Genomic DNA, 13,010 nt, shown 5'->3' with positions numbered 1-13,010 from the left:
AGCAAAGGGCCAGTTCCAGAGGATCACCCCTCGGAACTGGCCCTTCATCGTGTGCCCCCGGCAGGATTCGAACCTGCGACACCCGCTTTAGGAGAGCGGTGCTCTATCCCCTGAGCTACGAAGGCGCTGTACTCGGTCCACAGGGTACCGGATCAGGGTGGGGTGGTGGATCAGGACGGGGGGACGTGGGTGAAGCGGGAGGCGGTGTGGAGGTCTGTCTGGATGTGGTCGGCGGTGGAGCGGAGGGCCGGGAGCAGGTCCGTCACGCAGTTCTGGAGGGTGCGGCGGGCCGCGTGCGTGGCCACGTTCACCGCGGCGACCGCCCGGCCGGTCCGGTCGCGTACCGGTACGGCGATGGAGCGCAGCCCTGACTCCAGTTCCTCGTCGGCGACGGCGTAGCCCTGGGCGCGGATCTCGGCGAGGGCGGGGGTCAGGGGGCCTTCGGCGTCGGCGAGCAGGACGCGGCCCAGGGAGGTTCCGGTGGCCGGGAGGCGTGCGCCGACCGCGATGTCCACGGTCAGTACCCGACTCGCGTCCGCGCCGGCCGTGTACTGGATCTCCGTACCTGTGCCGGGTGCCAGGACCGCCAGCGCCGTCGGCTCGTGGAGCTGGTCGGCGAGGGCCCTGAGGTGCGGCGCGGCGAGGCGCGGGAGCGTGGTGCGGGCCAGTGCCGGGAAGCCCAGGTCCAGGACGCGCGGGGTGAGGATGAAGGTGCGGGGGTCGGGTCCGGTGGCCACCAGGCCCAGGTGCTCGTAGGTGATCAGCGCCCGCCGGGCCGTGGCCCGGGCCAGGCCGGTCGCCCGGGCCACCTCGGTCAGCGGCAGCGCCGAGCGGCCCTCGCCGAACGCGGTCAGTACGGTCAGGCCCCGGGCCAGGGACTCGATGAACTCGCGGCCCAGCTCGTGCTTGGACGCCGTGGTCCAGGACGCCAGGCCCGAGGGCGCCGGGCCGGGTTCCGGCGGGGGCGCCTGGCGCAGGTCGGACTCCATGGCCGCCACCGCCGTGCGCAGACGGGGCAGCAGGGTGGTGCGCAAGTCGGCCGCCGTGTGTCGGCTGGTGTGGCTGACCACGCTCGCCACGCACGCCACCCGGCCGGTCGAGGGGTCCCGCACCGGCACGGACACGGCGACCAGGCCCGGCTCGATCAACTGGTCGTCCAGCGCCCAGCCGTCCCGGCGGGCCCGCGCCACCCTCGCCTCGAAGTCCGTCAAGTCGGTGGACAGAGGGGTGGGTTGAGGGGGCACGGCGGGGAAGGACGTGTTCGCCGGGTCGCCGGACAGCCGGGTGCGCCAGCGCGCCCAGTCCACTTGGTCCCACTCGGCCGCGAACAGCGCTCCCGGTGCGGTGCGTTCGGCGGGGAGCAGGTCGCCGATGCGGAAGCTGACGGACATCGCGCGGCGGCGGGTGGCCTGGTGGATGAAGCGGACGCCGTCGAGGTCGGCGACCGCGAGGGACACCGACTCGTCCAGCTCGTCGGCGAGGGCGTCCGCGCGGGCGTCGAGCAGGGCGGGCAGGCGAAGCGCGGCCAGGTAGGCGTTGCCCAGCTCCATCACACGAGGGGTGAGGACGACGTCCCGGCCGTCGGGGCGGACGTATCCCATGCGGGCCAGGGTGGCGGTGATCCGGTCCACCGTGGAACGGGCGAGCCCGGTCGCCCGCTCCAGCGCGCTCGGGCTGAGCGTTCCGCCCGCCTCGGTCAGTCGCCGCAGTACGGCGATCCCGCGCATCAGCGGCGCCACCGCCTCGGCCGGCGGGCCGGGCACGGCATCCTGATGCGGGGCGGTTCTCGGGGGCATCGGCTCGGTTCTCCGGTCCGGTACGGCGGCGTGCGGGAACGCCTACGGTAGACCGCCCGGCGCGGCGCCCGGCCGACGCCGTCACGCGGCCGCTCCTTGCCCCCGTCGCCGCCGATTGCCCCGCACGGCACCCTGCCGCCGCTACCGCCGAGTGACCCGTACCTTGAATTCCCCGTCGTGCCCCGTCGCGCTCATCTCGACCGTGATCCCGTGGCCCGGGTCCTTGAAGGACTCGCCGGTGGTGAACGGGGCGTCGGAGAGTTCTGCCTGGACGTTGGGGCTGCGGGTGCAGCCGCCGCTGTGGCGGTGGGCGTCGTAGACCGAGATCGGGCCGCGCCCGGTGTCCACGGTGGCGTCGACCTTGTAGATGAGGATGCCCGGCTCGCACACCGCCTCGTCGTTGCCCCCCGGCGCGCGCAGCTCCAGGGCGTAGGCGCTGCGCCGGTCTATCGGTATCAGGACCAGCTTCCCGCCGCCCGGCCGGTACAGCGGTGTCAGCGTGTAGTCGGTGCGGCCGGGGCGGGCCGCGCAGCCGACCTGGGTGCCGTCCAGCCAGCCCAGTTTCCACTTGTGCCAGCCGAGGAGGTCGTTGTTGACCCCCCAGTCCTCGCTCATGATGTCCCAGTGCCCCACTGCCGAGCCGCCTTCCTGGGTGTAGAGGTCGGGCAGCCCGAAGGTGTGGCCGTTCTCGTGCGGGAGTACCCGGTAGCCGGTGCGGCCGTAGGAGCCGGAGCCGTCGTCCTGGCGGGAGTAGACGAAGGACGCGTTGGCGACGACGATGCCGTCGGCGACCGGGGCGTCGGAGTTGCCGGCAAAGGTCACGGACAGCACCGTGTCCAGGGCGGAGGGGCCGGCGTTGGGGGTGACCAGCACGTTCAGCAGGTCGTACGAGCGGAAGTCCACGTCGGGGTCGGCGGCGGCCACCATGTCCTGCACGAGCTGGCGGTAGCCGGGGTCGAAGGGGGCGCCGCGCTCTATGCCGTACGCCCTGAAGGGTTTCGGCATGCGCAGCCAGCCGGATATCGGGGTCTCGGGGCGGTAGTCGAGCCGGCCGTACGACGCCGTGCGGAACCACTCCTGGGTCTGCGGGAAGAACTCGTGGAAGCGGTCCTGGGCGCTGCCCTGCCCGGGAGCGTCGGAGAAGTCGATCATCAGGGTCAGGGCGCGCACCGTGCCGGTGGAGCGGGAGTAGCCGACCGGGGTGGGGACGCCTTCCGTCATCTGCACGTCCATGCCGCCGCGGATCATGCAGGGGGAGAGGGCGGAGGAGCGGACCAGGCCGGTGGGCCCGGCGGTGGAGGACGCCGTCAGCTGCCCGGTCCCGGCCGAGGTGCTGACCGCCAGGGTCAGGACGGTCACCGAGGCCAGGGCGGCCGTCCGGCGCGGGCGTATGCGGCGGCGTGGCGACGGCGGCGGCTGCATGCATGGACCTCCCGCTCCACGGCAGCCGCTGGTCTGACGACTGCACCCTTGTGATCACCCTGGGTCGACGGGCCGGAGGGCGCGCGCTGGAGCAGCCGATCGTGGGAATCCCGGGAGCAGCAGGTGTGAGCCAGGTCACGGAGAAGTTTTCGGCGGGGCGGAAATAACCGGGGACGCGTTCCCCGTTTAGACCTGTGTCCGCGCGAAACGGGGACCCATTCCCCGGATCGCCAGAGTCACCCAGACCAGGAGTACGCCGTGCAGACCTCCCTTCCCGCACCGCGCAAGGTGTCCCGGCCCCGCGCCGACGCCCTGCGCAACCGGGAGCGGATCGTCACCGCCGCCCGTGAGATGTTCGTCGAGCACGGCCCGGACGTGCCGTTCGACGAGATCGCGCGCCGGGCCGGTGTCGGCAATGCCACGGTGTACCGCAACTTCCCGGACCGCGACGCCCTCGTCCGCGAGGTCGTCTGCTCGGTCCTCGACCGGACCGTACGGGTCGCCGAACGGGCCCTGTCCGAGAGCGGCGACGCGTTCGAGGCGCTGGAGCGCTTCGTGCACGCCGCCGCGGACGAGCGGATCAGCGCCCTGTGCCCGATGGTCACCAGCACGTTCGACCAGCACCACCCCGACCTCGAGGCCGCCCGGGAGCGCGTCGAGCGCATCGTCGAGGACCTCATGGACCGGGCCAAGGGGGCCGGGCTGCTCCGCACCGACGTGGGCGTCGGTGACCTGATGGTCGCCGTCGCCCAGCTCAGCCGGCCGCCGGCCGGCACGGACTGCTGCAGCGTCGACCGCTTCGCACACCGTCATCTTCAGCTCTTCTTGGACGGTCTGCGGGCTCCGGGCCGCTCCGTCCTGCCGGGCACGGCCGTGACCATGGAGGACCTCCGCAAAGCCTGACCGATCAGCCTGACCGATCAGCCCGACCGATCAGTTCGGGGCCGCGCGCCGGTCCCGACTCGCAGCACCCAGAGCGCCTGCGGGCGCTGCCGGCCGCACGCGCCGGAAACCGAGCTTCCGGCCGTCGCCGTCGACGCGCCGCCCGATACCTACGTCTTTTTCCGTCACGAAGTCCCGAAGTGGGTACCTCCATGTCCGAAACAGCCCTCAAGGCTCCCGGCACCACCGCGGCGAGCGGTGACGCCAACCGCTGGAAAGCGCTCGTCTTCATCGCGCTCGCCCAGCTGATGGTCGTCCTCGACGCCACCATCGTGAACATCGCACTGCCCTCCGCCCAGACCGACCTCGGCATATCCGACGGCAACCGGCAGTGGGTCGTCACCGCCTACGCCCTCGCCTTCGGCGGTCTGCTGCTCTTCGGCGGCCGCGTCGCCGACCTGTGGGGCCGCAAGCGCGCCTTCGTGCTGGGCCTCGGCGGCTTCGCCGCCGCCTCCGCGCTCGGCGGTGCCGCCACCACCGGCGCGATGATGTTCGGCGCCCGCGCCCTGCAGGGTGTCTTCGGCGCCCTGCTCGCCCCGGCCGCGCTGTCGCTGCTCGCCGTGATGTTCACCGACGCCAAGGAGCGCGCCAAGGCGTTCGGCATCTACGGTGCGATCGCCGGTGGCGGCGGCGCCGTCGGCCTGATCCTCGGCGGCTTCCTCACCGAGTACCTGGACTGGCGCTGGACCTTCTTCGTGAACGTCCCGTTCGCCGTCGTCGCCGCGCTCGGCGCCTGGTTCGTCATCCGTGAGCCGGAGGGCGGCCGCAACCGCTCCCCGCTCGACATCCCCGGTGTGATCCTTTCCAGCCTCGGTCTGTTCGCGCTCGTCTACGGCTTCACCCGCGCCGAGTCCGACGGCTGGGGCGACACCGTGACCGTCGCGATGTTCGTCGCGTCCGCGGTGCTGCTCCTCGCCTTCGTGCTGGTCGAGTCCCGGGTCAAGGCACCGCTGCTGCCGCTGCGCGTGGTCACCGACCGCAACCGCGGCGGCATCTACCTCTCCCTCGGCCTCGCGATCATCGGCATGTTCGGCCTGTTCCTCTTCCTGACCTACTACCTGCAGGTGGTGAAGGGCTACTCGCCGGTCAAGACCGGCTTCGCGTTCCTGCCGATGGTGGTGGGCATGATCACCGGCTCCACCCAGATCGGCACCCGGCTGATGACCCGCGTCCCGGCCCGGCTGCTGATGGGCCCCGGCTTCCTGGTCGCCGGGTTCGGCATGCTGCTGCTGACGCAGATGGAGATCGGCTCGTCGTACGCGACGCTGCTGCTGCCCGCGATGGTGCTGCTCGGTCTCGGCATGGGTACGGCGTTCATGCCGGCCATGTCCCTGGCGACCTCGGGCGTCGAGCCCCGGGACGCCGGTGTCGCCTCCGCGATGGTGAACACCTCGCAGCAGGTGGGCGGCGCGATCGGCACCGCCCTGCTGAACACCATCGCCGCGTCCGCGAAGACCTCGTACATCAAGGACCACATCGCCGGTGCGGCCACCAAGCCGCAGCAGCAGCTCGTGGGCCTGCAGGGCATGGTGCACGGCTACAGCACGGCGATCGGGTTCGCCGTCGGCATCCTGGCCCTCGCCGCGCTGATCGCCTTCACCTTCGTCAACGCCGGCCGCCCGGGCTCCGCCCCGGTCGCCTCCGGCGAGGGTGTCGAGGACGAGGTGCCGGTGCCGGTGGTCGCCCACTGACGCGTCGTACGGTGACTCAGCGGAGCCAGGGCAGGTCCGCACCCGCTTCGTTGGGCTGGAGGCCCTCGGCGACGATCTCCATGATCTCGCCGAGGGCCTTCTGCTGCTGCGGGGTCAGCCGCTCGAACAGCGCCTGGCGTACGGCGGCCACATGGCCCGGCGCGGTGCGGCCCAGGACCTCGGCGCCCTCGTCGGTGAGCACCGCGAACTGACCGCGCTTGTCGGAGGGGCAGTCCTCGCGGCGGACCCAGCCGTTCTTCTCCAGCCGGGCGATCGCGTGGGACAGCCGGGAGCGCGTGATCTTGGACCGCATCGCCAGCTCGGTCATCCGCAGCCGGCGGCGCGGTGCCTCGGCGAGGCCGACGAGGAGGCCGTAGTAGATGTGCGGCATGCCCGCGTCACGCTGGAGCTGCCGGTCGAGGTGGTCCTCGAGCAGGGTGGTGGCGTGCAGATAGGCGCGCCAGACGCGCTGCTCCTCGTCGGTGAGCCAGCGGTGCCGGCCGGCGGAGTCCGTTGCCGTGTTCATGTGTCCCACTGTACGAGGCATCTCCTTGAAACTTGAACAAGTCGGGCGTACGCTGAAGTCGAAAGCTTGAGACTTAAAGCACCTTGAGGTGCGTCTCGCAGGGACCGAGCACCGGGAGCCGCCGTCATGTCCGCCGCACCGCAGGAGACGTCCGCTGCCGGGCGGGAGCGCATGCCCGCCCTCTACCTCAGCCACGGCGCCCCGCCGCTCGCCGACGATCCCGTCTGGCCGGGCCAGCTCGCCGCCTGGTCGGCGGATCTGCCGCGCCCCACGGCGATCCTCATGGTCTCGGCCCACTGGGAGGAGGCCCCGCTCGCCCTCGGCGCCGTGGAGACGATCCCCCTCGTCTACGACTTCTGGGGCTTCCCCGAGCACTACTACCAGGTCCGGTACGCCGCCCCCGGCGCGCCCGAGCTGGCCGAATCCGTTCGCAAGCTGCTGCGCGCCCCCGGCGTCCCGGTCCAGGACATTCCCGACCGCGGCCTCGACCACGGCGCCTACGTGCCGCTCGTCGAGATGTTCCCGGCCGCCGACATCCCCGTCCTGCAGATCTCCATGCCCACCCTCGACCCGGTCCGGCTGATGGACATCGGCCGCAAGCTCGCCCCGCTGCGCGACGAGGGCGTGCTGATCATCGGCTCCGGCTTCTTCACCCACAACCTCGCCGCCCTGCGGCACACCGGCGCCGGCGTGCCGGCCTGGTCCGCCGAGTTCGACGACTGGGGCCGCCGGGCCCTGGAGGCCCGCGACTGGGACACCCTGCTGGACTTCCTCCGGAAGGCCCCGGCGGGCCGCTACGCCCACCCGCGCACTGAGCACTTCGCCCCGCTCTTCGTGACCATGGGCGCGGCCGAGGCGGGCGGCGGACTCGACGCCCAGAAGTCGGTGATCGACGGGTTCTGGATGGGGCTGGCGAAGCGATCGCTGCAGTTCGGGTGAGCGGGTGCCCGAGGGCCGGCTATCCGAGACGGGCCCGCCCGAGGTCCTTCTCGTACCAGGCCACGTCCCAGTAGCGGCCGAACTTGCGGCCCACCTCCCGGTAGGTGCCGACGTGCCGGAAGCCGAAGCGGGCGTGCAGCCGCCGCGAGGCCTCGTTCGGCTGCGCGATGCCCGCGTAGGCGCGGTGCAGGTCCTCACCCGCCAGCGCCTCGAAGAGGGCGTCGTAGAGCAGGGTGCCGATGCCGTGGCGGCCGGCGTCGGGGGCGACGTACACGGTGGTCTCCACGGAGGTGGAGTACGCGGGCTTCGCGCGGTAAGGGCTGGATGTGGCGTACCCCAGAATCTCCTGTGAGTCCGCCGCCGTGGCAACCATCAGGCGGTACGGGCCGTCTTCCGGGTGGGAGAGCAGCCAAGGGCGGCGCTCTTCCGCGGTGAAGACGGCCGTGTCGAATGTGATCGCTGTCTCACGCACGTAGTGGTTGTAGATCTCCGTGAGGGCATCGAGATCTCCCTCGGCTCCCGGTCTGACCTGCACCTCTGCGTGTGTCGACGGCATTGCGCCTCCCCGTGTGGCCGACAGGGTACTGCATGATCAGAAAATTTGAGGGTCGTGTGGGGAATTCTGTCCGGATTCCAGTCGTTGTTTCCCTCGGATGCAGGGCACCCGAGGAGAGTCCCAAGGAGTCAGATCCGCAAGACGAATCCGTTCGGTGCCGAGCGTTCGAAGGTCCACCCGCCAGCCCACCATCGCAAGGGAGCACGCATGGCAACCCGTGCCGTCGCCCGTCGTAAGTCCGCCACCGGCGAGACGGCCGACTCGGCAGGCAGTGTTCGCGCCCACGCCGGCGAGATCGCCGATCGCGACCTGGTCGGCATGTATCTCGACGAGATCGCGCGCACGCCGCTGCTCGACGCCGCCAAGGAGGTCGAGCTGTCCCAGACCATCGAGGCGGGTGTGTTCGCGCGGCAGGTCCTCGACGGCGAGGAGGAGTCGAAGTCGGACGCCACCCGCGAGGAGCTGCAGGCCTTGGTCGATGCCGGTGAGCGGGCCAAGGACGTCTTCATCCGCTCCAACCTCCGCCTGGTCGTGGCGGTGGCCCGGCGCTACCCGCGCAGCGGCCTGCCGCTGCTGGACCTGATCCAGGAGGGCAACGCCGGCCTGGTGCGCGCCGTCGAGAAGTTCGACTACCGCAAGGGCTTCAAGTTCTCGACGTACGCCACCTGGTGGATCCGCCAGGCCATCACCCGCTCGATAGCCGACCAGTCCCGCACGATCCGGCTCCCCGTCCACCTGGTGGAGGAGCTGGGCCGCATCCGCCGTGTCCAGCGCGAGTTCAACCGCGAGCACGGGCGCGAGCCGGAGCCCGCGGAGATCGCCGGCGAGCTGGGCTCGACGCCGGAGCGCGTGACCGACGTGCTCGACTGGTCCCGTGACCCCGTCTCCCTGAACATGCCGGTGGACGACGAGGGCGAGACGCAGTTCGGCGACCTGCTGGAGGACACCTCGGCGGTCTCCCCGGAACAGTCGGTCCTCACGCTCCTGCGCAGCGAGGAACTGGACGACCTGATCGGCCGCCTGGACCAGCGCACGGCCTCCATCATCAAGATGCGGTACGGCATCGAGGACGGCCGCGAGCGCACGCTGACCGAGGTCGGCAAGGAGCACGGCCTGACCCGCGAACGCATCCGGCAGATCGAGAAGCACGCGCTGCTCGAACTGAAGAAGCTCGCCCGTGGCACCGGCTTCGACGCGGCGGCCTGACCGGCCGGCGTGCGACCGCGCACATCCGGTGGCGAAAGACGGCGCAAACATGGCGCGGTACCGTCGCTTCAACCCCGGGGCCCGAGGGAAAAACCATTGCGGGCCCAGGAGTTGGACTTGCACCAAGGGGCCGCACTCCCAGCCGTAGCACCCACCCCCACATGCCGCGCGACGAGCACTCGCCAGGTACTCGCCGAGTGAGCCACGTTCCGACGCCACCCCCCCCGGCGTCGGAACGTTCCAGAGCCGGGCCCCGGCGCCTCCCCCCCAGGCGCCGGGGCCCGGCCTCATGCCCGCACGGGCGGGCCACCCCGTACCTGAACCCCGGGGTGGCCCGCCCGAATGGCAGATTCTGCCATACCGGCATAGCCTGCCGGGGTGAGCACCCCCAGCACCACCGGCAACACCGCCCACCAGCCTGTTTCCGCCACCGCCCCGATGTCCCTGACCGAGCGCCGCAAGGCCGAGACCCGCATGGAGATCGCCCGCGCCGCGGCCGCCCTCTTCGTGCGCCAGGGCCTGCGCGGCACACGGGCGGAGGACATCGCCCAGGCCGCGGGCATCGCCCCGCGCACCTTCTACCGCTACTTCGCCTCCAAGGAAGAGGCGGTGGCGCCGCTGTACGCGGCGGGCGCCGAACTCTGCATCCGGGCGGTCCGCGACGCCCCGCCCGGTCTCTCCGTGCCGGCGGCCCTCCGGCACGCGGTCGAGCACACTCTCAGCCCCGGCGTGGGCGTCTCGGCGGCCTCCTGGGAATGGGTCCGCACCCTGATCCGCCTGGCCGACGCGAGCCCCGCCCTCGGGAAGGTGTGGGCGGAGGTCTGCAGGACGTCCGAGGGCGCGCTCGCGGAGACCCTGGCGGAACGGCTGGCGCCCGCGGATGACGCGGAGCGGGCGGATCGGGCGGAATCCGCCGACGACAACGTTGCCCGGCCGCCGGCGATCCCGCCGCACCTGCGTCTCACGGCGGCGGTGGCCGGAGCGGCGATCCGCGTGGCCGTCGAGTCCTGGGCCGCCACCACCTCCCCGCCCACGGGCCCCGACGGCCCCGCGACCCTGGCCCTCCAGAACCTGACGGCCCTGGAGAACTACGCCTGGCCGGAGAACCCGGCACCGTCCGGTTCCTGACGCCGCCCTTTTCGGGTGCCCGATGCTGGGGCTGGGCGGAGGTGTCGTGCTCGCCCGCGCTTGCGGGTTGCCGCAGCGCCCCCCCGTGCCGCCCCCCCAGCGGCACGCATGCCCGCGGCTCGGGGCTGGTGCCGCGGCTGCGGGCAGGGGGGTCGGCATGCACACCAGACCCCCCTACGCTCCCCCCACCCCCGCCCGGCTCAACCGCCCTCCCAACTCCCGCACGCACGAGACAAGTTCATCCGGCCCCCGCACCACGAACTCACACCCCACCATCGCCAGCCGCACCGCCAGCCACTCCACCGGCTCCCCACTCGTCCCCCGCAGCACACACCCCCCGCCGCCATCCGGCTCCGGCACTCCGACCCACTCCGGCACCCGGGCGGCCACCTCCTCCACCGCCCCGGCGAACCGCACCTCGAACGCGTACGTGTCCTGCCCCCGCCGCCGGATCGACCTCCGCAGATACTCCGCCGCGTCCCCCTCCGGCAACTCCCGCGGAGCGAACCGCACGCCGGTCGCGAACGGTTCCCGCACCCGGTCCACCCGGAACGTCCGCCAGTCCTCCCGCCCCAGGTCGTACGCGACGAGGTACCACCGCCGCCCCGTCGAGACCAGCCGGTGCGGCTCCGTCAGCCGCCGCGAATCACCACCGTCCTTGTCCCGGTACGCGAACCGCAGCCGCTCCCGCCCCGCCACCGTCGACGCCATCACGGTCAGCGTCTCCGGCGCGATGCTCGCCCCGTCCCCACTGGTCAGCGGGGTCGTCGCGGCCTGAAGCGTGGACACCCGGTGGCGCAGCCGGGCCGGCAGCACCTGTTCCAGCTTCGCCAGCGCCCGCACCGAGGCCTCGTCCACCCCCTCCACCGCGTGCCCGGCCCCGGCCCGCAGCCCGACCGCGATCGCCACCGCCTCCTCGTCGTCCAGCACCAGCGGCGGCATGGCCTTTCCCGCGACCAGCCGGTACCCGCCGTCGGAGCCCTTGGTGGCCTGCACCGGGTAGCCCAGCTCCCGCAGCCGGTCGATGTCCCGCCGCACGGTACGGCGGGAGACGCCGAGCCGGTCGGCCAGCTCGCCGCCCGGCCACTCGCGCGGCGTCTGCAGGAGGGACAGGAGCTGGAGGAGCCGGGCCGGGGTGTCCGTCGTCATGCTGATGAGCATGCCGCACAACTAGGACATGATCTGACCTATTGCGGTTCTAGCCTGGGCGCATGACCTCCACGGAACAGACCCTCAGTGCCCGGCAGGACCCGGCCCAGCCGGCCCGGCCGGCCGACCGCCGCCGCTGGTTCGCGCTCGCGATCGTGATGACGGCGGCCTTCATGGACCTCGTCGACGTCACGATCGTCAACATCGCGATCCCCTCCATCCAGGAGGACGCGGGCGCCTCGTTCGGCCAGATCCAGTGGATAACGGCGGGCTACGCCCTGGCCTTCGCGGCGGGCCTGATCACCGGCGGCCGGCTCGGCGACATCCACGGCCGCAAGCGGCTGTTCCTCGTCGGCATCGGCGGCTTCACCCTGGCCTCCGCCCTGTGCGGCTTCGCCGCCAACCCGGAGATGCTGGTCGCCTCCCGCTTCCTGCAGGGCGGCATGGCGGCCCTGATGGTGCCGCAGGTCCTGTCGATCGTGCACGCCACCTTCCCCGCCCATGAACGAGGCAAGGTCTTCGGCCTGTTCGGCGCGATCGTCGGTCTCGGCGCGGTCTCCGGCCCGCTGCTCGGCGCCCTGCTGACCGAGTGGAACCTGTTCGGCCTCGAGTGGCGGCCGATCTTCCTGATCAACCTGCCGGTCGGCGTCGTCGCCCTCCTCCTGGGCCGCCGCTTCATCACCGAGTCCCGGGCGCCGAAGGCGCTGAAGCTGGACCTCGTCGGCGTCGCCCTGGTGACGCTCGGCCTGCTGATGCTGCTCTACCCGCTGATCCGCGGCCGTGAGCTGGGCTGGCCGCTGTGGGGCTACGTGTGCATGGCCGGCGCGCTCGGTGTCTTCGCGGCGCTGGTGGCCTACGAGCGGCGCAAGGCGGCCCGTGACGGTTCGCCCCTGATCGAGCTGTCCCTGTTCCGGGTGAAGAGCTTCGCCGCCGGCATCGCCGTGCAGACCGTCTTCGGTGTCGCGCTCGGCGTCTTCTTCCTGGTCTGGACGCTGTACATGCAGAAGGGCCTGGGCTGGAGCCCGCTGCGGGCGGGCCTGACCGGTGTGCCGTTCTCGCTCGCGGTGTCCACGGCGGCGGGGATGTCGGTGCAGAAGCTGGTCCCGCGGTTCGGCCGGAAGGTGCTGCGGGCGGGCGCGCTGGTGATGGCGGCGGGCGTGCTCCTCTACATCTGGGAGTCGCACCGCTACGGCCTCGCCATCGCCTCCTGGCAGATGGCGCTGCCGCTGGTCGTGATGGGCGCGGGCATGGGGCTGATCGTCGCCCCGCTGACGGACGCGGTGCTCTCGGAGGTGCCGCGTGAGCACGCGGGGTCGGCCTCCGGCCTGATCAACACCGTGCAGCAGATGGGCAACGCACTGGGCCTCGGCCTGGTGTCGGTCGTCTTCTTCGGAGTGATCGGCGACCGGCTGACCCCGGCCCAGGTGGGCCCCGCCTTCGTGAACGGCTTCCAGCACGCCCTGTGGTGGGTCGCCGGGATCCTCGGCGCGATCTTCCTGCTGATGTCCGCCCTGCCGAAGCGCCCGGCACAGCACGTGGAGGGGGCCACCGCCGACGCGCCGGCGGCGGAGAAGGAGCCCGAGCCGGTGGCCTGAGCGGGGGCGGCGAAGGAAGGGCCCGGCACCGAACAGGTGCCGGGCCCTCCGCCGTGCACG

The 13,010-nt window shown here is 72.2% G+C and carries 11 protein-coding genes and 1 tRNA gene; 6 read left to right on the top strand and 6 right to left on the bottom strand.

Annotation, left to right across the window (positions count from 1 at the left end):
* Positions 1–52 precede the first annotated feature (52 nt).
* The 3 genes from ACZ6B1_RS16610 to ACZ6B1_RS16600 form a co-directional block, all read right to left on the bottom strand.
* Positions 53–125: transfer RNA gene (locus ACZ6B1_RS16610), tRNA-Arg, on the bottom strand.
* 45 nt (positions 126–170) lie between these two features.
* Positions 171–1,796, bottom strand: coding sequence for an IclR family transcriptional regulator domain-containing protein (locus ACZ6B1_RS16605; protein ID WP_468778944.1), 1,626 nt, complete (start codon positions 1,794–1,796; stop codon positions 171–173).
* Between the two features lie 141 nt (positions 1,797–1,937).
* Complete coding sequence (locus tag ACZ6B1_RS16600; protein WP_468778942.1) at positions 1,938–3,218, bottom strand: M6 family metalloprotease domain-containing protein; 1,281 nt, start codon at positions 3,216–3,218, stop codon at positions 1,938–1,940.
* 258 nt (positions 3,219–3,476) lie between these two features.
* Here ACZ6B1_RS16600 and ACZ6B1_RS16595 point away from each other — a divergent pair, with 258 nt between their 5' ends.
* Positions 3,477–4,121 (top strand): TetR/AcrR family transcriptional regulator, encoded by a 645-nt coding sequence (locus tag ACZ6B1_RS16595; RefSeq protein ID WP_468778941.1) that lies wholly within the window; start codon positions 3,477–3,479, stop codon positions 4,119–4,121.
* A gap of 191 nt (positions 4,122–4,312) precedes the next feature.
* Complete coding sequence (locus ACZ6B1_RS16590; RefSeq protein ID WP_468778938.1) at positions 4,313–5,851, top strand: MFS transporter; 1,539 nt, start codon at positions 4,313–4,315, stop codon at positions 5,849–5,851.
* A 16-nt stretch (positions 5,852–5,867) separates the two neighbouring features.
* Here the strand turns inward: ACZ6B1_RS16590 and ACZ6B1_RS16585 are convergent, their stop codons facing one another.
* Positions 5,868–6,377, bottom strand: a complete 510-nt coding sequence (locus tag ACZ6B1_RS16585) for a MarR family winged helix-turn-helix transcriptional regulator (protein WP_468778935.1) — start codon at positions 6,375–6,377, stop codon at positions 5,868–5,870.
* Positions 6,378–6,503: 126 nt separating this feature from the next.
* Here ACZ6B1_RS16585 and ACZ6B1_RS16580 point away from each other — a divergent pair, with 126 nt between their 5' ends.
* Entirely contained in the window at positions 6,504–7,316 is an 813-nt protein-coding gene (locus tag ACZ6B1_RS16580; protein WP_468778933.1) for a dioxygenase family protein, read from the top strand.
* Between the two features lie 19 nt (positions 7,317–7,335).
* Here the strand turns inward: ACZ6B1_RS16580 and ACZ6B1_RS16575 are convergent, their stop codons facing one another.
* On the bottom strand, positions 7,336–7,872 hold the full coding sequence (locus ACZ6B1_RS16575) for a GNAT family N-acetyltransferase (RefSeq protein ID WP_468778931.1): 537 nt from the start codon (positions 7,870–7,872) through the stop codon (positions 7,336–7,338).
* 207 nt (positions 7,873–8,079) lie between these two features.
* Here ACZ6B1_RS16575 and ACZ6B1_RS16570 point away from each other — a divergent pair, with 207 nt between their 5' ends.
* Entirely contained in the window at positions 8,080–9,078 is a 999-nt protein-coding gene (locus tag ACZ6B1_RS16570) for a sigma-70 family RNA polymerase sigma factor (protein WP_468778929.1), read from the top strand.
* Between the two features lie 474 nt (positions 9,079–9,552).
* On the top strand, positions 9,553–10,206 hold the full coding sequence (locus ACZ6B1_RS16565) for a TetR/AcrR family transcriptional regulator (protein WP_468779390.1): 654 nt from the start codon (positions 9,553–9,555) through the stop codon (positions 10,204–10,206).
* A 174-nt stretch (positions 10,207–10,380) separates the two neighbouring features.
* Here the strand turns inward: ACZ6B1_RS16565 and ACZ6B1_RS16560 are convergent, their stop codons facing one another.
* Positions 10,381–11,355, bottom strand: a complete 975-nt coding sequence (locus ACZ6B1_RS16560; RefSeq protein ID WP_468778927.1) for a helix-turn-helix transcriptional regulator — start codon at positions 11,353–11,355, stop codon at positions 10,381–10,383.
* A 62-nt stretch (positions 11,356–11,417) separates the two neighbouring features.
* On the opposite strand from ACZ6B1_RS16560, the gene ACZ6B1_RS16555 reads away from it, so the two are divergent.
* Positions 11,418–12,950 (top strand): MFS transporter, encoded by a 1,533-nt coding sequence (locus tag ACZ6B1_RS16555; RefSeq protein WP_468778924.1) that lies wholly within the window; start codon positions 11,418–11,420, stop codon positions 12,948–12,950.
* The last annotated feature ends 60 nt before the right edge of the window (positions 12,951–13,010 follow it).

This window comes from Streptomyces sp. NPDC041129 (genome assembly GCF_055592265.1).
Note: the sequence above shows the minus strand (reverse complement) of the source record. Positions and strands in the feature narration are given on the sequence as shown.